The sequence below is a fragment of the Nonomuraea sp. NPDC046570 genome, assembly GCF_040645915.1.
Classification (GTDB): Bacteria; Actinomycetota; Actinomycetes; order Streptosporangiales; family Streptosporangiaceae; genus Nonomuraea.
In genome coordinates this window covers 54,620-72,915 of the sequence record NZ_JBEYZF010000004.1, presented here as the reverse complement: position 1 = coordinate 72,915, position 18,296 = coordinate 54,620, and the positions used below count along the sequence as shown (strand labels likewise).

The 18,296-nt window shown below is 72.6% G+C and carries 21 protein-coding genes and 1 pseudogene; 8 read left to right on the top strand and 14 right to left on the bottom strand.

The window, feature by feature from the left end:
• Positions 1–10 precede the first annotated feature (10 nt).
• From ABZ911_RS08660 to ABZ911_RS08645, 4 genes are all read right to left on the bottom strand, one after another.
• On the bottom strand, positions 11–415 hold the full coding sequence (locus ABZ911_RS08660) for a nitroreductase family deazaflavin-dependent oxidoreductase (protein ID WP_358053426.1): 405 nt from the start codon (positions 413–415) through the stop codon (positions 11–13).
• Positions 416–504: 89 nt separating this feature from the next.
• Positions 505–960, bottom strand: coding sequence for a hypothetical protein (locus ABZ911_RS08655; protein ID WP_358053424.1), 456 nt, complete (start codon positions 958–960; stop codon positions 505–507).
• Between the two features lie 103 nt (positions 961–1,063).
• Positions 1,064–1,618, bottom strand: coding sequence for a GNAT family protein (locus tag ABZ911_RS08650; RefSeq protein WP_358053422.1), 555 nt, complete (start codon positions 1,616–1,618; stop codon positions 1,064–1,066).
• 39 nt (positions 1,619–1,657) lie between these two features.
• Positions 1,658–2,356, bottom strand: a complete 699-nt coding sequence (locus ABZ911_RS08645; RefSeq protein ID WP_358053420.1) for a hypothetical protein — start codon at positions 2,354–2,356, stop codon at positions 1,658–1,660.
• Positions 2,357–2,645: 289 nt separating this feature from the next.
• Here ABZ911_RS08645 and ABZ911_RS08640 point away from each other — a divergent pair, with 289 nt between their 5' ends.
• On the top strand, positions 2,646–3,935 hold the full coding sequence (locus ABZ911_RS08640) for an MFS transporter (RefSeq protein ID WP_358053418.1): 1,290 nt from the start codon (positions 2,646–2,648) through the stop codon (positions 3,933–3,935).
• On the opposite strand, the gene ABZ911_RS08635 is transcribed toward ABZ911_RS08640, so the two are convergent.
• The 6 genes and pseudogenes from ABZ911_RS08635 to ABZ911_RS08610 form a co-directional block, all read right to left on the bottom strand.
• Positions 3,915–4,610 carry a hypothetical protein gene (locus tag ABZ911_RS08635; RefSeq protein ID WP_358053416.1) on the bottom strand — a complete coding sequence of 232 codons (696 nt, stop codon included), beginning with the start codon at positions 4,608–4,610 and terminating at the stop codon, positions 3,915–3,917. The genes ABZ911_RS08640 and ABZ911_RS08635 overlap by 21 nt on opposite strands.
• A complete protein-coding gene (locus tag ABZ911_RS08630) occupies positions 4,601–6,070 on the bottom strand; it encodes a hypothetical protein (protein ID WP_358053414.1) in 1,470 nt (489 codons plus the stop codon). Before ABZ911_RS08630 ends, ABZ911_RS08635 begins: the two co-directional genes overlap by 10 nt.
• Positions 6,067–6,918 (bottom strand): ABC transporter ATP-binding protein, encoded by an 852-nt coding sequence (locus ABZ911_RS08625; RefSeq protein ID WP_358054019.1) that lies wholly within the window; start codon positions 6,916–6,918, stop codon positions 6,067–6,069. Before ABZ911_RS08625 ends, ABZ911_RS08630 begins: the two co-directional genes overlap by 4 nt.
• On the bottom strand, positions 6,915–7,727 hold the full coding sequence (locus tag ABZ911_RS08620) for a zf-HC2 domain-containing protein (RefSeq protein ID WP_358053411.1): 813 nt from the start codon (positions 7,725–7,727) through the stop codon (positions 6,915–6,917). Before ABZ911_RS08620 ends, ABZ911_RS08625 begins: the two co-directional genes overlap by 4 nt.
• A complete protein-coding gene (locus ABZ911_RS08615) occupies positions 7,724–8,053 on the bottom strand; it encodes a sigma-70 family RNA polymerase sigma factor (RefSeq protein WP_358053409.1) in 330 nt (109 codons plus the stop codon). The genes ABZ911_RS08620 and ABZ911_RS08615 overlap by 4 nt, the downstream gene beginning before the upstream one ends.
• A gap of 2 nt (positions 8,054–8,055) precedes the next feature.
• Positions 8,056–8,220, bottom strand: a pseudogene (locus tag ABZ911_RS08610) (sigma factor); the annotation flags it as partial.
• Between the two features lie 211 nt (positions 8,221–8,431).
• Here ABZ911_RS08610 and ABZ911_RS08605 point away from each other — a divergent pair.
• The 4 genes from ABZ911_RS08605 to ABZ911_RS08590 all read left to right on the top strand — a co-directional run bounded on the left by ABZ911_RS08605 (position 8,432) and on the right by ABZ911_RS08590 (position 11,486).
• On the top strand, positions 8,432–8,794 hold the full coding sequence (locus ABZ911_RS08605; RefSeq protein WP_358053407.1) for a DUF2203 domain-containing protein: 363 nt from the start codon (positions 8,432–8,434) through the stop codon (positions 8,792–8,794).
• Positions 8,795–8,867: 73 nt separating this feature from the next.
• Positions 8,868–9,863: a hypothetical protein gene (locus ABZ911_RS08600; protein ID WP_358053405.1), complete on the top strand. Its 996-nt coding sequence runs from the start codon at positions 8,868–8,870 to the stop codon at positions 9,861–9,863.
• 5 nt (positions 9,864–9,868) lie between these two features.
• Complete coding sequence (locus ABZ911_RS08595) at positions 9,869–10,834, top strand: hypothetical protein (RefSeq protein ID WP_358053403.1); 966 nt, start codon at positions 9,869–9,871, stop codon at positions 10,832–10,834.
• Positions 10,835–10,946: 112 nt separating this feature from the next.
• Entirely contained in the window at positions 10,947–11,486 is a 540-nt protein-coding gene (locus ABZ911_RS08590; protein ID WP_358053401.1) for a CGNR zinc finger domain-containing protein, read from the top strand.
• 38 nt (positions 11,487–11,524) lie between these two features.
• Here the strand turns inward: ABZ911_RS08590 and ABZ911_RS08585 are convergent, their stop codons facing one another.
• Positions 11,525–11,965, bottom strand: coding sequence for a hypothetical protein (locus tag ABZ911_RS08585; RefSeq protein ID WP_358053399.1), 441 nt, complete (start codon positions 11,963–11,965; stop codon positions 11,525–11,527).
• A gap of 344 nt (positions 11,966–12,309) precedes the next feature.
• The gene (locus tag ABZ911_RS08580) at positions 12,310–13,011 is read right to left on the bottom strand and encodes a hypothetical protein (RefSeq protein WP_358053397.1); all 702 of its coding nucleotides are present in this window, start codon (positions 13,009–13,011) and stop codon (positions 12,310–12,312) included.
• Between the two features lie 307 nt (positions 13,012–13,318).
• Here ABZ911_RS08580 and ABZ911_RS08575 point away from each other — a divergent pair, with 307 nt between their 5' ends.
• Entirely contained in the window at positions 13,319–14,770 is a 1,452-nt protein-coding gene (locus tag ABZ911_RS08575) for a discoidin domain-containing protein (RefSeq protein WP_358053395.1), read from the top strand.
• A gap of 23 nt (positions 14,771–14,793) precedes the next feature.
• Entirely contained in the window at positions 14,794–15,636 is an 843-nt protein-coding gene (locus ABZ911_RS08570) for a PHP domain-containing protein (RefSeq protein ID WP_358053393.1), read from the top strand.
• A 49-nt stretch (positions 15,637–15,685) separates the two neighbouring features.
• Here the strand turns inward: ABZ911_RS08570 and ABZ911_RS08565 are convergent, their stop codons facing one another.
• The gene (locus ABZ911_RS08565; protein ID WP_358053391.1) at positions 15,686–16,390 is read right to left on the bottom strand and encodes a hypothetical protein; all 705 of its coding nucleotides are present in this window, start codon (positions 16,388–16,390) and stop codon (positions 15,686–15,688) included.
• Positions 16,391–16,693: 303 nt separating this feature from the next.
• Between ABZ911_RS08565 and ABZ911_RS08560 the strand changes: the two genes are divergently transcribed.
• A complete protein-coding gene (locus tag ABZ911_RS08560) occupies positions 16,694–17,113 on the top strand; it encodes an NADAR family protein (protein WP_358053389.1) in 420 nt (139 codons plus the stop codon).
• 53 nt (positions 17,114–17,166) lie between these two features.
• Here ABZ911_RS08560 and ABZ911_RS08555 read toward each other — a convergent pair whose 3' ends face one another.
• A complete protein-coding gene (locus ABZ911_RS08555) occupies positions 17,167–18,288 on the bottom strand; it encodes a transposase (RefSeq protein WP_358053386.1) in 1,122 nt (373 codons plus the stop codon).
• Positions 18,289–18,296: the final 8 nt, after the last annotated feature.

Here is an 18,296-nt window from a genome sequence, read left to right as displayed (position 1 = left end):
CCGCCCATTCTCACGCGGCGCGCTCCAGGACCACCACCGGGATCTCCCGGTCCGTCTTCTGCTGGTACTGGTCGTAGTCGGGCCAGGTGCGGTTCATCAGCTCCCAGAGCCGCGACCGCTCCTCGTCCGTCGCCGTACGCGCCCTCGCCCTGAACCTGTCCCCCTTGACCTGTACCTCGACGTCGGGGTAGGTCCGCAGGTTCAGATACCAGTCCGGGTCGGCAGGAGCGCCACCCTTGGAGGCCACCACCACATGGTTCTCACCGTCGCGCTGGTAGATGAGCGGCGTGGTGTACGGCCTGCCCGACGTCCGCCCCTTCGTGGTCAGGAGCAGGACGGTGGTGTTGTTCCAGTCGTGGCCTTCGGCGCCGTCGGTCTCCTGGTAGCGCCTCACATGTTCCTTGCCATAGAGCATGGGAAACCTCTACCCCCGCGCGTAACGCCACAGTCACCCGCCGGGGGTCTTTGCGGGAAGTTGAACGCTCGCCGGGGTGATACGCGGAGTCAGAGGTAGGCGTGGGTGGCCGAGACGAGGTCGGTGCGGGCGTCCTCGGTGTCGACCGTGAGGGCCGACTCAGGGCTGCGCTCGCGCACGTCCCTGGCTCTGATGGCCATGACGGCGGGGGTGGCGGCGCCGAGGTCGCCGTAGCGGGCGTCCACCGCGGCGCTGATCGCCCTGCGGGCGTCGGCGACCACCTCCCGGGTGGCGTGCTCCGAGCCGGCGGCGGCCAGGAAGCCGACCAGGGCGGCGAAGCGCAGGTCGCCCTGGGCGGGGGCGGCGCCCGGCGGGGTCGGCTGGTCGAGCCAGAAGACCTTGCCGGCCAGGAAGCCGTCGTAGCTCTCCCCGTCGCGGTCGAGGGTGCGGGCGGCGCCGGTGAGCAGTCGTCCGAACTCGGCCAGATCCGCCTCGGGCGGCAGGTCGGTGGTGACCAGAAGCGGCACGATCAACGAGTCGAGCATGAGCGACCATCCCTCCTTAGAGGTGGCTCATGCTAGAGCGCGGCACCGACAATCTCGGCGGGTCCGGGCTCACCTGTGGAAAGGACTTTGCCCGCGCGGCCGGCTACCGGCGCTCGCCCTCCCACTCGTCCTCCAGAGCGGAGTGGACGATCGAGTCGCGCCAGCCGTCCGGGGTCAGCACATGGTGGCGGACGCGGCCCTCCTCGACCATGCCGGCGACGAGCATGGCGAGCTGGGCCGCCGTGTTGGACGGGGAGCGGGCGCCCCAGAGCCGGTGCAGGCCGAGCTCGCGGAACCCGAACGTCAGCAGCAGCCGGATCAGGTCCGTCCCGATGCCCCGCCCCCACAGGTCGGGGCGCAGGCCGAGGCCGATCTCCGCGCTGTGCGGGTGGTCGGCCTCGATGTGCAGCCTGGCCACCCCGATCACCTGGGCGGTGTCGTGGTCGATCACGGCCAGGACGTACAGCCTGCGGGTGGCCGCCTCGGCGGCGGCGATCGCCTCCGCGACGAGCGCCTCGACGTCGTCGCGGCTGCGCGGGCCGTACGGCAGATGCGCGGTCACCGCGGGGTCGCCGTAGATCGCGTGCAGGCTCTCGACGTCGTCCTCCGTGACGTCGCGTAAGCCCAGCCGCTTGCCGGATACCCGCACGTTGCGCATCTGCCGACGGTAACGCGGGCTACTCGATCTCTACAAGCGTCAGGTCGCCAGTTGACTGCCGTAGGCGCGGGCGACGAGTTCGGCCACGGCGCCGTGCGCGCCGAGCGGTTCGGCGTACCCGGCCCCGATGCCGCGTGCCGCCGCCTCGAGGGTGCCGGGCGCGCTCTCGTCCCCGATCAGGCAGGGCGAGATGGCCAGGCGCTGCGCGCCGGCCGCGCGCAGCCGCTCGGCGGCCACGCCCACGCCGGGCTCGCTGTCGAGCGAGGCGGCGACGACGGGGAGCGTCAGCCTGGAGGCCAGGAGTACGGCCGTCGCCTGAGCCTCGTGCACGGCCCGCTCGCCGCCGACGGTGCCCAGGATGACCGCGTCCACGGGATTGGACACGCTGAGCAGCCGCATCCGATCGACCCTGGCCAGCTCCTTTTCGGCCAGCCGGATATGCAGCGCCTCGGCCAGCAGCGGGTGCGGGCCGAGCGACTCGGTCACGGTCGTGCCCTCGGGCACCGTCTGCTGGATCCGCGCCATCACATCGGGGTCGGACCACAGCAGCAGCGGCACCACGATCGCCGGGCGCCCGGCGGGGATGGCCTCGGGAAGCGCCTCCACCGTGGCCAGGCGTACCTCGATCTGCGGGTTGTCCACGCTGACCAGGTTCGCGATCTCGGCGGCCGGGCCCTGGGTCTGGCCGGGGGTGGCTAGGACCAGCACCGGAGCGTCCGGCGGGAGGGACGCTGGCACGGGCCGGCGGTGGCGACCGCCGCCGGGCCGGGGGGAACGTTCACGTACAGGCAGGCTCACAGGCGCGGAGTTTATGGCCATTCACGAAGCCCCGTAAGCGAAAACAGTGGCGATTGGGTCACATCTTGTCAGGCGGGCCAGTCGGAGTCGATCATCGACCCGGATGTGATCGAGATCACATCGTAATGCCATGCGACATTGACGAATAACCGCTAACCGGGACATTTTGGAGCAACTAGAAACGCGTTCTAGAGCGACCTTCCACCGAAGTCCTTCCGCTGGAGGATGGATGAAGCCGTTCTATGTCCGCGAGCTGAACACGTATCCCGTAGGCGCCCGCCGCATCCGCCTGCTGGCGATAGCCGTACTGGCCAGTCTGGTCGCGAACTTCGAGACGACGCTCGCCACGATCCTCCCGCTGCTGCGCGAGGACCTGGGCATGTCGCTGGAGGAGTACGGACTCATCGCGGCGGCGTCGGTGCTGGTGGCGGGGATCTCCGCGGGGTTCGGCGGGATCCTGTCCGACAAGTGGGGGCGGGTCACGCTGCTGGTGCCCACGCTGACCGTCACCGCGGCGTGCAACTTCCTGCTCGCCACCGTGGACAGCGTGGGCGGGCTGTTCGCGGTGCGCTGCCTGATGCTGTTCATCGAGGGCGCGGGCATCACCATCACCGCGTCGCTGGTGCGCGACTTCTCGCCGCGGATGGGCCGGGCGCAGGCGTTCGGCTTCTGGACCTGGGGTCCCGTCGGCGCCTCCTTCCTGGCCTCCGCGATCGCGGGCCTGACGCTGCCGATGTTCGGCAACCGGTGGGAGTCGCAGGCGATCATCATGGGCGTCGTCTCGCTGACGCTGTGCGCGATCATCATCTGGCAGATCGCCGAACCGTCGGCCGCGCTGCGGGCGCAGGTGATGACCTCCGAGGCGGCGGTCAGCGCCGAGGAGAAGATCGACCCGGCCAAGGCGCGCGAACTGCTCAGGTACGGCCACCTGTGGGCGCACGTGCTGGGCAACACCGGCTGGCAGATCCTCTACTGGACCCTGGCGATCTTCGGGCAGACGATCCTGGTCGACTCCTTCGGCCTGCGGGCGGCCGGCGCCAACGGCGTGGTCGCGCTCGGCATCGTGCTCAACGCGCTGGCCGTCATCCTGGTCGGCCGCGTCTCCGACCGGCTGCAACTGCGCAAGCCGTTCACGCTGGCCGGCACGATCCTGACGATCGCCTCCCTCGGCTACTTCGTGACCATCATCGGCCAGCCGGTCTCCACCGCCCACGGCGCGGCCGTGTGGGCGGTGGTCTTCCTCTGCCTGGGCGTCGCGTACGTACCGTGGATGGCCAACTTCTCCGAGGACGCCGAGGACGTCCAGCCCGCCCTGCAGGGCGCCGCCCTCGGCCTGTGGGGGATGGTCGTGCGCGTCATGGTCGTGGTGCTACTGGTGGTGGCGCCGCTGGTGGTCACCGCGGGCGGCTGGAGCGTCTGGATCATGGTCACCATCGGCGGCCAGGCGGTCTTCCTCGTCTCCATGGCGGCCTTCAAGGGCCGCTGGCGTACCACGGCCTCAGCGGACGTCCCGGCCTGAGGCGACCAGCCAGGCCACCGGCACCGGCAGCGCCAGCAGCCAGAACCGGTGCGCCTCGTCCCAGGCGCCGTACCCGCAGGTCGGCGGCCACAGTTGCAGGCCCTCCGGCAGCAGCATGGTGCCCAGCACCAGCGCGAGCTGCACGACGACCGCGGCCAGGGCGGCCTGCCGGCCGGTGGTGAACCGGACGGCGGTCGCCCCCGCGGCCAGCCCGATCGCCAGGCACACCACGGCCTCGACGAGCAGGTCGCCCACCGGGAAGAGCTGCCCCGGCCGCATCCGGGCGACCAGCGAGGCGAACGCGGCGCACCACACCACGACCGCGGCGCCACCCGCGAGCAGGCAGCGCAGGCCCTGCCGTACCCAGCGTGGCAGGGCGGCCGCGTCCACATCCGCCGCCATGGCGTCGACCAGCGCGAACGCCGCCGCGCCGCCCAGCAGAGTGCCGCCGATCCGCATGAGGTCGAGCGCCACCGACGGGTGCAGAACCTGGCCCGCCTCGACCAGCCACACCAGCCCCAGGGTGAAGACGGAGGCGGCGGCCAGGGGCGCCCATTCGATCGCCCGCGCGAGCGGCCCGGCCAGCGCGAGCGCGGCCCGCGCCCGCCGCCCCGAACCCCGCCGAGACGTGGGTACGGCGGGCGCCTCCGGCCCGGCGCGCAAGGTCAGCGGCATGGTGTGACTCCCGGTCGTGAGAGGGGGAACTCCTGCCTCAGTCCGAGCAGCGGCAGCGCCTGCCCGATCGTCGTGGACGGCCCGGTGAGCGTGTCCCAGTGCGCCCACAGCCGCTCCCGCGTGCCCGGGGCGGCGAGCAGCCGCCCGGCGTAGCCGACCTCGGCGGCGCCGTAATCGACCCCGCCCATGGCCATGACCTGGCCGCGCCAGGTGATCCTGTCAGGTTCGGCCACCTTGCCCACCTGTCCGACGAGCCACAGTGCCACCAGGGTGCGCGCCTGGCCGCGCGCGTCGCACTGCCTCCGGAACCGCAGGACTTCGTAGGCGATCTGCTGGGCGGTCCGCTCCCGGTCCGCCTGCTTCCAGGTCATCGGCGGGCGGGCGGCGGGGACCTTCCAGTCCTCGCCGTGGCTCCAGGTCGGGGTGAGCTGTCTGATCGGCGGGATCAGCGCCCGATGCTCCGGCGGGATCGCCCCCGCGAGCGGCCCGGCGACGTCCTTCTCCCACAGCGGGATCCACGAGACGTATTCGGGATAGGCGCAGTAGACGATCCCCGCGCGCCGCTCGCAGCGATGCGCCCGCGGCCCGAAGAAGCGCTCGCGCACGCGCGGATCGACGTCGTCGAGGTCCAACTCGCCCACGCGGGGCAGGTCGACCGGCTCGACCGCCGCCGCGGTGGCCCCCGTGGGCACCGCGACGGCGACGGACGCGACCACCGCCAGCAGGGGCAGCCTCCCGCGCCCGTGCTTCAGCAGCGCGGCCCCCGCCGCCAGCGCGGTCAGTGCCAGCACGTAGACCAGGTGCGGGCCGGACGGCCGCGCCGGCCAGTCGACGGCGTGGCGCTGCATCACCGGCAGCCACCAGCCCATCGAGCCGTTGACCGAGTTCTGGAAGATCAGGAAGCCCAGCGTCGCCATCACCAGCGGTCCCGCGATCAGCCACGGCAGCCAGCGGCCCACCGCCACGCCCAGCACGGCGGCGAAGGCGGTCGCGGCCACCGCCGTCAGCGGCTCCAGCGGGTCGAGCCCGCCCGCCACCGGGCCGGACAGGTAACGGATCGCGAGATAGAGGGCGAGCACCAGGCCCGCGACCAGCCCGCCGACGAGCGGCGTGGCCAGCAGCAGCGCCCTGGTCCGGTGCTCGGCCCCGGACGGCAGCCCGGCCAGGCTCTCCGGCATCCGGTGCCGGCGGTCACGGGACGCCGCCAGGTTCGCCACCAGCAGTGTCATCCCCGCCAGGCACATCGCCGTCCCCGTCGCGGCGATCGGGTCGATGCCCATGTCCGGCTGCTGGTCCCAGCTCAGGTACGTCTGCAGGGCCAGCACCAGCACCGCCATGCCCCACAGCAGCGGGTTGCCCGCCAGACGGCGCGCCTCCAGCAGGAACAGCTCACGCGAGACCCGCCAGGGCGCCGCCACCGGCCGCGTCCGGGCGGCGGCGCGCACCGCGAGCCCGCTCATGCCGCCACCCGCGCACGGTCGCCGAGCAGCAGCAGGTAGCCGTCCTCGACGCCGGGCTCCGCCGCCCCGCCGCCCGCCGGGCGCTCGCCCAGGGTGCGGTAGCGGCCGTCGGCCGTACGCCAGAACAGGCGCGCGGCGTCCGGTGGATCCTCCGACAGCCACACCCGCCCCGCCGCCGTCGCGGCGAGCCCGCCGGGCGTGCCGTCGAACACCGCGCTCCCGCCGTCCATGACCACCACCCGCTCGCAGAGCGCCGCGACGTCCTCGGTCTGGTGCGTGGACAGCAGCACGGTACGGCTTTCGCCCACCTTCGACACCACCGCCCTGAACCGCATGCGCTGCTCCGGATCCAGGCCCACCGTCGGCTCGTCCAGGATCAGCAGATCGGGTCGCCCGAGCAGCGCCTGGGCCAGCGCCAGGCGCTGCCGCATGCCGCCCGACAGCCTGCGCACGCGCACCTTCGCCTGCTCCGACAGGTCCACCTCGGCCAGCACCCGGCGCACCTCCGCGTGCCGCTCGCGCCGGTCGGTGATCTCCTTGAGTATCGCCACGTAGTCGACCAGGTCGAAGGCGGTGAAGTGCGGGTAGTGGCCCGGGTCCTGCGGCAAGTAGCCGAGCCTGCGGCGCAGCTCGGTGCGCTGCACCCGGTCGGCCGGGTTCAGGCCGAGCACGTCCATGGAGCCCCCGTCGGGGGCCAGCGTGGTGGCCAGGCAGCGCAGCAGGGTGGTCTTGCCTGCGCCGTTCGGCCCGAGCAGCCCGGTCACGCCGGGTGTGACGGTGAGGTCGAGGCCGTTCAGGACGTGCTTGCGGCCGAAGCGTTTGGTCAGGCCCTTGACGTGGATGGTCAACGAGGTTCCCCCGGGTCGAGGCGGTCGCGCCGCCGGTAGGCGAGGACGGTGAGCAGGAGCGCGGCGCAGCCGTACAGGATCTGGGCCGCGGGATGGAAGGAGACGCGCCAGTCGCCGGCCGCGCCGGCCGCGGCGGCGACGCCGGTCAGCCACAGCCCCGCGGCGGCGAAGGCTGCCAGCGGCAGCGGCACCCGCGTGGACAGCGCCAGGCAGCCGGAGGTCAGCGCCAGCGCGGGCAGCAGCCAGGCGGCGCTCAGCCAGGGCGGCGCGGGCAGCAGCGGCGAGGCCAGGCCCGCCAGCGCGAACGCTGTGGCCAGCACCGCCGTGGAGCGGGTCAGCAGCAGCCGCGCCCCCGACAGGGGGGTGGCCGCGAGCATCTCGTGGGCGGGGTCGACGCGCGGGCCGTACGCGGCGGCGATGCCCGCCGGCGGCAGCACCGGCGCGAGTACCAGGAACAGCGGCAGCGCCTGGTCGGTCTGTCTGGCCGCGATCACCCCGAACGCCAGCACGGCCACCACGGCGACCAGCCACGCCCTGCTGAGCGTCGGCGTCGCCGTCACCAGCCGCGCCAGATGGCCCGGCAGCCCGGCCCGCAGCAGCAGCCGCTCCGCCGGCCCCGACGCGGGCAGCCCCGCCTCGTCGGCCAGCCGCTGCCAGCCCCCCGCCAGCCACTCCTCCTCGTACGGCACCGCCGCCCGGCAGGCCGCGCAGCCTCCGAGGTGCGCGTCGACCGACATGGCCAGCGCCGGATCCAGCGACCCGGACAGGTAGCGCCCCATCAGGTCGGCGTGGACGTGCCAGGCGTTCATGCGAGTTCCTCCCGCAGCCGCGCCCTCGCTCGCATCGCGCGGGTCTTGACGGTGCCCTCGGGGATGCCGAGGACGTGGGCGGCCTCACGGACGGTGAGGCCGTCGAGCACGGTGGCCTCGATGACCGCGCGCAGTTCGGGGGAGAGCCGCTCCAGCGCCGAGCCGACGTCGCCGTGCTCCACGCCGACCAGTACCAGGTCCTCGGCCGAGGCGACCGAGCCCAGGGCCTCGTCGGCGGGGTCCAGGTCGTGGCCGGCGCCGATCCAGCGCGCTCCCGGCCGCGCAGCGCGGACACCAGCCGGCGCAGCGCGATCGTCCACAGCCACGCGGCCGCGTCCCCGGCGGCGGGCTCGAAGCGCGCCGCCGAGCGCCAGACCGCCATGAAGGTGTCCTGGAGCGCGTCGTCGACCGCGTCCGGGTCGGCGCAGCGGCGGGCCAGCCGCGCCCGCAGCCACGGCGCGTGCCGCCGGTGCAGGACGCGCAGCGCGGCCATGCTCCCGGCGCCGATCGCGGCGATCAGCTCCGCGTCGTCGTCGCCGGGGGTGACCGGCGGGGGAGGGCTCCGTCGCCACGGGGGTAAGAAGCTCACACCACATCTATCGCACGAGCGTGCGGAAAGGGTTCTCCTCGCGGCCACCGTTCGCGAGGAGAACCCGGCGGGCGCGGTGGCAGCCGCCTACCAGCCGAGCCGATAACGTTCGAGGATGGACAGGATCTTCACGCTCGACGAGGCGCGCTCGCTGATCCCGACGATCATGGAGGAGGCCCGCGAGCTGATCGCCGCCCGCGCCGACCTCGCCGAGATCGCCTACGACCGCCAGCAGTCGGGCACCTCCCCGCTCGGCGGGCTGGCCGAGATCAAGGGCATCGAGGCCCGCATCGAGGAGGTCCTGAGCCGCTGGACCGGGGCGGGCATCGAGGTCAAGGGCATCGCGCCGGTCCTCATCGACTTCCCCGCCGTGCTCGACGGCGTCTCCGTGCGCCTGTGCTGGATCGAGGGGGAGACCTCGCTCGGCTGGTACCACCGCACCGAACTCGGCTTCCCGGGACGCCGCCCGCTCCCGTAGCGCTTCGTGTCCGACCTGTGACCAACCCTGACGCTCACCGCGATGTCCAACAGGTGAGCGAAAGGACCACGCCATGAGGCACACCACCACGGCCGCCGCGCTCCTCGCGCTGGCGGTCACGGGCGGGGTGGCGACAGTGCCCGCCACCGCACACGCACGGCAGGCCGACACGGCTCGCGCCGCGTGGATCAAGGCCTGTACCGACAGGCATGACACGGAGTACCCCTGCGGGCCCCTGCGGCTGCTGATGAGCAGCGGGCGCGAGCGCGTCGTCTCCGGCGCCGCCGCCCGGGCCGTGGACCGGAGAGGGCGCACGACCTCGGATCCGGCGAGGTACGCGGTCAGCGCCGACGGACAGTGGCTCGTCTACGAGCGGGCCGGTGACCACCGCCTCGTGCTGCGCCGGGTCTCGGGGAGCCCGGCGCGCGAACTGCCCAGGTCGCTGGTGCCGAAGGGGATCGGCACCAGTGACCTGTGGGTCTCACTCTCCCCCTCGGGGGATCGGGTGCTGGTCGAGTACCTCGAGGACGCCGGCCGCGAGCCGTCCAGGGTGCTCACCCTGGCCACCGGCGCGATCACCAAGCTGCCCGCCCGCGAGGAGAGTCTCCGGTTCAGCGGCGACGGCGACGAGGTGCTGAGCGGGCGCATCCTGTCCGACAACACCACCAGGTACACCGCGCACAGGCTTGACGGCTCGGCGATCAGGCGGGTGCCGCCGCAGGCCGTGGCCAACAGCGGCACGCTCGCGCTGGCCGCCGACGGCCACACCGTGGCCGCGCTCGGCCCCGGCAACGAGCAGACGGGCGCCAAACCGCGCCTGCGCCTGTACGACCTGGCGACCGGCGAGCTGTCGCCCGCCGTCGAGGTCGCGATCTCGCCGACGGTCTCGGTGTACTCCGCGCGATGGAGCGGACCCGACCGGCTCACCGTCAAGACGTACACGGGCGGCGACGGGGAGGCGGTCAAGGTGCGGGTCGTCACCGTCGACGTCACCACGGGCGCGCTCGAACAGGAAGATCGCTACACCATTCGCGCGAGGGTCGGCAGCTGGAACACGGCGGGGGAGTGAAGGACATGAGGATCGCATTCACCATCACGGCGGCGGCGCTCGTCCTGGCGGCCGGACTGCAGGGCACCGCCGCGGCCGGGCCGCACGGCGAACACGTCCGCTACGTCTCCGTCAAGGCGTGCACGGTGCGCGAGGTGAGCACGCCGTGCGGCCCCTGGCGGCTGGTCACCCACAGCGGCGCGATCAAGCCGCTCAAGGACGCCCAGGTCACGGCGCTGTACGCGAACGGCAAACCGTCGGAGGGCACCGCGCCGATCGCGGTGAGCGGCGACGGCGGCACGCTCGCCTACTTCCGCAAGAAGGACGGCAGGCTCGCCATCCGCGACGCGGCGGGGCACGTGAAGCTGATGCCGAAGACGGCACTGCCCAGGCGGACCCACCAGTTCAACGTGACGTTCGAGCTGTCCAACGACGGCCGCAGGCTGGCCGCCATCGTGGCCGGGGAGAAGCGCGCCACGACGCTGCTGTACGACACCGTGTCCGGCATCACGCTCGGCGCGCTGCCGGGCGACGAGAGCTTCACCGGGTTCAGCGGTGACGGCGGCGAGGTGATGACCTCGGTCGGGGCGGAGGAGACCACCACGGAGCTGCGCGTCTACGACGACACCGGCCGGTTCCTGCTGACCCGCGTCCCGCCGCAGATCATCGCCAACAACGGGGTGCAGGCGCTGAGCCCCGACGGGGAGACGGTCGCCGTTCTCGTCGCCAGTCGCAAGCCCCTGCTGGTGCTCTACAACCTGCGCACCGACGAGGTCGTCGCCAAGCACCGGATCAAACTGCCCGCGGGGTACGGCGTCGACCGGGTCGCCTGGACCGGGGAGGAGCAGGTGACCGCGCATCTGACGCACGGGGGGTCCGGGGCCACCAAGATGAGGATCGTGCAGTTCGACGCGGCCAACGGGCACAGCCGGACTCGCGACTCCTACACCGTGCTGCGCGACAGCTACTCCTTCGCGGCCTGCGGGGGATGACCCATGCGTCCGCGACCCGCCTGGACACCGGCCAGGCGGGTCGCGCGGTTGTATGTCGGGCGTGCGGCGTTTTGTAACGCTCCACGGGGCGGTTGAGGGTTACCCTGCGGGCGTGGACGTGTACTCGACCAAGGCCGTCGCGCGCAGGGCCGTGGTGCTCTGCGACGCGCTGCTCCATCAGCAGGCCGGTGTGGAAGGCGTGCGGCGCATCCTGCGCGAGCACGGTGAGAAGGGGCCGTTCGAGCTGGTCGAGAGCGACGTCGAGGAGATGCGCGCCGCGGCGGCCGTCCTGGTCGCCGTCCTCGCCGCCCCCACCCCCGCCGCGGCGGCCCGCCTGCTGAACGACCTGCTGTCACAGAGCACGGGTTCGCCCCGCCTGACCAGCCATGGCGGCACCACCTCCTGGCACCTGCACGTCGACGGCGGCGACGACGCGCCGTGGGCGGAGTGGTTCCTGGCCTCATCGGCGCTGTCGTTCGCGGTGCTGCTCACCGATCACCAGCGCTTCCCGGGCGGGTTGTGCGCGTCCCGCACGTGCCGGCGGCCGTACCTGGACGTGGGCGGGGGCAGCGTCCGCCGCTTCTGCAGCACCCGCTGCGCCACCCGCGAACGGGTGGCCGCCCACCGGGCCTCCCGGCCGCCCTCGGCGTAGGACGCTCGATGGCATCGGCCTCTGGAAAGCGCTGGGCCTCAGGTTGTTCCGTGGGGGCGTGGGCTGAGGGTGATGAACGTCGCGGCGGCGAGGAGTTGCAGGAGCGCGCCCGTCAGGACAGCGGTGGCGGATGAGTGGGAGGTGAGGGGGCCGGCGAGGGCCGCGCCCGCCGCGAAGGAAGTGATCTTCAGGCTGGTGCCCGTGGTGAAGATCTGGCTGCGCAGGGCGGGCGGGGCCTCGCGGTGCCGTACCGCGAACAGGGCCGTGAGTTGCGGACCCTCGCCGGCGCCGACGAGCGCCACCGCCGCCACCAGGGGCGCGAAGGATCCCGCGAACCCTGCCGCCGCCATTCCCGCGGCCATCACCAGGACACTCGCTAACAGCATGCCGTCCGGTGAGCGCGGCAGCCCTCGTACGGCGCGCGACATCTCATCCCCGGTACGCGCCACGACCGAACCGATCAGGTAACGCCTTAACATGCGCGAGACGTTACCAGCGGGCGGCCGTGAAGCTCGCTGCGGGGAGCGCATGGGAAGGGAGGAGGCTGTCTGGCCGTCGATGGGCAGAGGCGTGTGCGTTGACGCCGGGCTTTGGCCGTTGAGGCGGGAGCGTCGCCGGCGAGACGGGAGCGTCGCCGGGTGAGGCGGGGAGCGTCGCCGGGTGAGGCGGGGAGCGTCGCCGGGTGAGGGAGTGGGGATCGCGCTCCGAGGGGGAGGAGCGGCGATTCCGGTACTGGGTGGGGAGGGGCGCGGGGGCGGAGGTGCGGTGGCTCCGCCTCGCTGGTGCGGCTGGGAGGCCCGGGGGTCGCGGGCGGGGTTGGGGGTTAGGCGGCGTGGCCGTGGCGGCGGTTGTAGTTCACCGCACCCTGGTAGGCGTCGACCATGCCCCAGATCCAGAGGCCGAAGGCCACCGGGAACAGGAAGATGCCGATGATGATGAACGAGAGCAGGACGCCGAAGAACAGGCAGGCGATGTACCCGGCCAGGATGCCCACCCCCTTGCCCGTGTCGCCGTTGACCAGCGTGCCCACGCCGGGGAAGAAGAACGACAGCAGCAGCGAGATCGCCGGTTCCTTGCGCGGCACCTGCGGGGCCCCGTACGGCTGGCCGTACGGCGCGACGGGGGCCTGGGAGAACGGGCCGGGCACCTGCTGGCCGTAGGGCACCGGGGCCGCCTGGGCGCCTGACTGCTGCTGCCAGCCGTACGGGTCCTGCACGGCCGACGGCGGCTGCTCGGCGTACCCGGGCTGGCTGTAGGGCTGCTGCGGGTAGCCCGGCTGGCTGTAGGGCTGCTGCGCGTATCCGGGCTGCGCGTATCCGGGCTGCTCCTGCGACGGCTGCCCGTACGCGGGCTGGCCGTAGCCGGGCTGCTCCTGCGCGTATCCGGGCTGCGGGTACCCGGGCTGCTCCTGCGACGGCTGACCGTAGGCGGGCTGGCCGTAGGGCGCCTGCGGGGAGGACGGCTGCTGCTGGCCGTAGGGCGGGGGTTGTTGCTGGCCGTACGGCGGGGGCTGCTGGTCGTACAAGGCGATCCCTAAACGAGAAGTGACGATGACGGGCAGGAGGCATACGCCCCCTTTGGCAGACACTATTGCGCTTCTCAGCGTCTCAGGCCAGCCGTAGGCACCCGGTAGGCAAGGCAACCCGGAGCGACGCGGCACAACAGCCGCCAGCTTCATCCGGCTAAATCAGGATATTTACGACAATAGATAGCGGCTCGGTATCGGGGGCCGCGTCTATTTGAGAGCGGCGGGAAAGGAAGAAGCGCGCGGCGACATGTCTGGCACTAGCCTATGCCCTGGCATGTCGTTACCAGGGGTGAAGTCGGGGGAGATGGTGGGAAGAGAGGCGCTTCGGCGTGCGTACCTCCTGGCGGGGGTCGTCGCGCTGGCGGGAACGCTGATCACCGGCTGCGCGGACGGCCAGTCGCGACAGGGCACGTCGCCCGCGGGCGAGCAGCCGCTGAAGGGCGGCCTGCGCGACCTGATGACCCGGCTGTCCGCCGCGGGCCCCGCCGCCGAGTACCTGGAGTACGGTGACATGGCCCACTGGCGCGCCCTCGGCGCCGTCACCGACCAGGGTCCGGGCAAGGGCCCCTGGCAGTCCGCCGTCCTGTCCGGCTTCGGCGACATCGCGATGCGCGCCGAAGCCCTGGCCGGTCCGACCGGCATCAACGCGTACCTCGCCGACCGGGGTGTGATCATCGGCACCCCGCCCAACACCGCGCTGCGCGTCGAAGGCGGGATCGACGCCGGGGCCGTCCACGACAAGCTGGTCGCCCTGGGCGCCAAGCCGCGGACGATCGGCGGCCAGGAGGGCCTGTCGATGGCCGCCGACCACGCGGTCAGCATGGACGGCCCGCTGACCAGGCTGGGCCTGCTCAACCAGCTCAACCAGGTCGTGGTGACCGGCGAGGTGCTGGCGGCAGGTTCCGCCGCCTCGCCGGTGGCCGCCGCCCTCGGCGGCGACGCGCCGCTGTCCGGCAGCGCCGACCACGCCGCCGTCGCCGAGTGCCTGGGCGACGTCGCCGCCGCCACCATCCTCGCCCCCGCCCAGCCGGGCGGCGTGAAACTGTACGGCGTCGGCCTGCGCAAACCCGCCGCCGCCACCGACCAGCCGGTCAACGTGGTGTGCGTGCTGCCGCGCATCGCCGAGGTGGGCAAGACGTTCACGGAACGCTTCACCGGCGACGCGAAGGTGGGCGCGGGCACGCTGTCGGCGCTGACCGACGCGATCGACCACGACCAGGTCGGCACGGCCTACCGCGCCACCATGAAGCTCAAGCCCGGCGGCTCCGTCATGCTCGCCCACCAGCTGATGATCCGCAACGAACTGGCGGCCCTGGCCGACCCTGCCGCCCCGGGCAACCCCCTCGACCTGCTCAAGCCCACCCCCGTCCTGACGCGCCTGACCCGTCCGGGCCCCCTGGCTCAGCCCATGATTCGCCGCGGCAGCTACTGGGAGAGCCCCTCGTGGTCCTTCCCGCAGCGGCTCACCGTCGATCTCGGCAGCACCCTGGGCGTCAAGCGCCTCGTGCTGCGCCTGCCTCCCGCCATGTCGTGGGCCGCCCGCACGCAGACGCTGTCGGTACGGACCAGCACGGACGGCACGACGTACCGCACCGCCGTGGAGTCCGGGGACCACCCCTTCGACCCCGCGCCCGGCAACAAGGTGACGATCACCCTGCCGGACACGATCGCGGCCAGGTACCTGCGCCTGGACGTCACCGGCAACACCGGCTGGGCCGCCGCCCAGCTCTCGGAGCTGGAGGCCTACAGTTCCTGACCGGCCTCGGCCAGGATGGGACCGTGCGCATCGACCTCCACAGTCACAGTGCCGCCTCCGACGGCACGCAACCGCCCGCCGACGTCGTACGGCGGGCGGTCGCGGCCGGGCTGGACGTCCTGGCCCTGACCGACCACGACACCACCGGGGGCATCGAGGCCGCCGCCGAGGCGCTCGACGGCCACCTGACCCTGGTGCCCGGCATGGAGCTGTCCTGCCGCAGGGACGGCATGAGCATCCACCTGCTGGTCTACCTGGCCGACCACGACGAGCCCGCCCTGGCCGCCGAGTGCGTCCGCATCCGGGAGGCCCGTGACGACCGGGCGTCGGCGATGGTGGCCCACCTGGCCGAGCTGGGTGTGCCCATCACCATGGAGCTTGTGGCCGCGGTCGCCGACGGCGGCGTGGTCGGCCGCCCGCACATCGCCCGCGTCCTGGCCGACCTGGGCGTGGTCGCCCGGCCCGCCGACGCGTTCACCGCCGAGTGGATCGGCACCGGCGGGCGCGCCCACGTCCGCCGCCACGCCCCCGACCCCGCCCACGCCGTACGGCTGGCGCGGGCCGCCGGGGGCGTCGCCGTGCTCGCCCATCCGAAGGCGGCCAGACGCGGCCGGGTCGTGCCCGATGAGTGGATCGCCGAGCTGGCCGGTGCCGGGCTGTCCGGCGTGGAGGCCGATCACCCGGACCACGACGAGGAGGAACGCGCCCACCTACGCGGCCTGGCCGGGGACCTGGGCCTGGTGGCCACCGGGGCGAGCGACGACCACGGCGACCTGACCGGCCACCGCCTCGGCTGCGAGACGACCAGCCCGATCGCCTACGAGGAACTCCTCGCCGGGGCCACGGGAGCCGCCCCGATCAGGTGACCTCTCCGCGACGACCACCGTCCGGCGGCAAGGCGGACCGGCACGCCCGCTACCGGGCCGGGCGCGGGTTGAGGGTGTCTCCGTCGAAGCCGATGCCCGTACCGGGATCCACCTCGCAGATCTCCAGCCCCGGTACGGCCAGCAGTCCCGCGATCGCCGCCGCCGAGCCGCCGACGTAGGTGGTCATGAAGTCGATCTCGGTGGCGACGCACCAGGCGCGGTCGTCGGGCCACCACAGGTTCGGCCGCTGCTCCCAGCCGTCCAGCGGCGGCGCCTCCGCGATGGTCGCCACGGTGCCACGCAGCAGGAACATCCCCCGGCCGGGGATCTCGAAGCGGGCCGCGCCCGCCGGCACCGGCACGCCGCCGAACCCGTCCCAGACGGCGTACCAGCACGTGTCCGGGGTCGAGGTGTGCCGGGCGAGTTCAGCCGACAGCCGCTGAGCCGGGCCGGCGGGCAGGGTGCCCTCGTCCGGAGGCTGGTCCCACAGCCCCGGCTGGTCGTCGTGGGAGAGGAAACGGAGGCTGTCGGTGATGGACGGCCACTGCATCCCGGGATGCGCGACATGGCCGCTGGCCTCGGCGACCTCGCGCCAGGACACCTCCCGCCCGTCCAGGTAGGCCGGATGGAACAGCCGCGCGTACGCCTCGAACCCGGCGGGCGTCACCGACCGCACATCCACCCCGAACTCCCCGATCCGGTCCACCAGCCACCGCGCGGGCGCGGCCTCCGACACGAGCTGATACCCGATCACCCCGACACCTTCCCGACACGCCTGGCGAATCCCATCGGCCCAGTCCAGGGCCGCGCTCCCCGATCACCCAGACGCGCCTGCGCGCCTCATCGGCCCAGCGTAGAGCCGCGAAATCCGATGGCCCGTCCGTGTGCGGATATGTCACCGTATGGGAGTGTCGGAGATCTTGAAGCTGCCCCATTCCGTCGAGGAGGCGATCGCCGCCGAACGAGCCGGCCGGCGATTGCGCTATCTGCCCTTCTGGGGGCACCAGCCCGCGCGCCACGGCGCGTCGGGGCGGGCTGTCTGAGCCAGTGGTGGCCGGTGGAGTTCACCGAGGACGGTCACCTGTACCGCTCCGCCGAGCACTACATGATGGCGCACAAGGCGTGGCTGTTCGGTGACGCCGACACCGCGACGAAGATCCTGAACGCGTCCCATCCGGGCGAGGCCAAGAAGCTGGGTCGCGCCGTCCGAGGGTTCGACGACCAGGTGTGGACCGGCCACCGCTACGAGATCGTGGTCCGGGGCAGTACCGCCAAGTTCGGCGGGGCATCCCGGGACTTCCTGCTCGCCACCCACGGCCGGGTGCTGGTCGAGGCCAGCCCCGTCGACCGGATCTGGGGCATCGGCAAAGACGACCGCGCCGCCTCCCCTTCCACCTGGCCGGGCCTGAACCTGCTCGGCTTCGCCCTGATGACCGCCCGCGACATCCTCCGGCTGCCGTCAGCTTCTCGGCCGTAAGTGACCGAGCTTGCAGTTCCTCGCCGTCGATGGCTTCGACGGTCTGGTCCGCGTCAGGCAGCGTGACTCACTGCCCAGCCCGCTACACCGCGTGCGGCGATGTTGCGGGCTGCGTTGACGTCGGCGTGCTCAGCGAAACCGCACGACGTACAGGAGAAGACGGCCTGTTCTGGCCGGTTGGCCCGATCGGTGTGCCCGCAGGCCGAGCATTCCTGGCTGGTGTAGGCCGGATCGACATGGATGAGAGCGATCCCGGCCCGTCGGGCCTTGTAGGCGATGAAGCCACCCAGTTGGGCGAAGCTCCAGGAGTGCAGTGTGACCCGCTGGGGCTTGCGAAGCCGTACCCGCTCGCGGATGCCCTGGAGGTCTTCCAGGGCGATCCCGCGTCCGGTGCGTTCTGCCTCGGTCACGATGCGTTTGGCGATCACATGGTTGGTGTCGGCGGCGAACCGGGCCTCGGCCCGGCGGCGTTTCTTCAGCAGCCGTCTGGCGGATTTGGTCTTCTTGGCCTGCAACCGGCGGCGCAGTTCCCGGTTGCGGTGCCTGACCGCGTTCAAGCCCCGGCCCGTGTGCCGGGTCCCGTCGCCGGTGGTGGCGATGTTGGCGATGCCCAGATCCACGCCGAGGAATCCCTTCGGCTCGGCGACCGGGACGTCGGGTAGGTCACAGGTGGCGATCAGGAACCACATGCCGTCCCGTGACACCAGGTCCGACTCGCCTTTGCGGTGCGCGACCAGCATCGCCAGCTGCCGCTCCGAGCAGGTGAACGCGATACCGCGTAGCCGCCCGGCGATCGTCCAGATCGACACCGTGCGCGCCTCGATCTGCCACGACAGGCAGCGATCGTCATACGGCTGGGCGGCGTGCGGGCGGAAGGCGATCGGTTTGCTCATCGCGCGGGTGCGCCGCCGCGATCCCGGCGGCCCGAGATTGCCGGCCCGCAGGTTGGCCTTGAGTGTGGTGCAGGCGTCGGCGACCTTCTTGATCACGTGCTGGGCGGCCTGAGCGTCCAGACCACGCGCCTTCAGCACCGTGTAGGTGTGCTTGCGCAGGTCGTACTCGCGGGTGATCTGGGTGGTGAACGCGGTCCGCGCGACGAGATCGGCGGCCTGGTTGCAGCCGCGCAGGGTCGCCTCCAGCGCCGCCGCCTGCTCAGGCGTTGGCAGGAGCTTCACCTGCACCA